This is a genomic window from Dellaglioa carnosa, assembly GCF_026948345.1.
GTDB classification, from domain to species: domain Bacteria; phylum Bacillota; class Bacilli; order Lactobacillales; family Lactobacillaceae; genus Dellaglioa; species Dellaglioa algida.
Genome location: NZ_JANXLI010000023.1, coordinates 1 through 225, shown reverse-complemented (window position 1 = coordinate 225; position 225 = coordinate 1). Strand labels below are relative to the sequence as shown.

Here is a 225-nt window from a genome sequence, read left to right as displayed (position 1 = left end):
GTTGGCGGGAAGTGCATCAGAAACAGGTAAGTACGTGAAAAATAATTTAGTAGTAACTTATGTATATGTCAAAGAAGAATTACCGGTATCAACGGGAACAGTAACAGCAAGATATATAGATACAACCGGACGCCAAATAAGTGCAGATATAAACATGACTGGAGTACAAGGTGCAACATATAAAACCAACCAACAAGCGATAAAAGGATATAAATTCAAAGAAAT

1 protein-coding gene is annotated in these 225 nt (G+C 35.6%); it reads left to right on the top strand.

Annotated elements, in window-relative coordinates; translation table 11 throughout:
* Nucleotides 1-34 precede the first annotated feature (34 nt).
* A partial coding sequence (locus N0K80_RS07980) for a MucBP domain-containing protein (protein WP_269026254.1) occupies nucleotides 35-225 on the top strand: 191 nt, incomplete at its 3' end.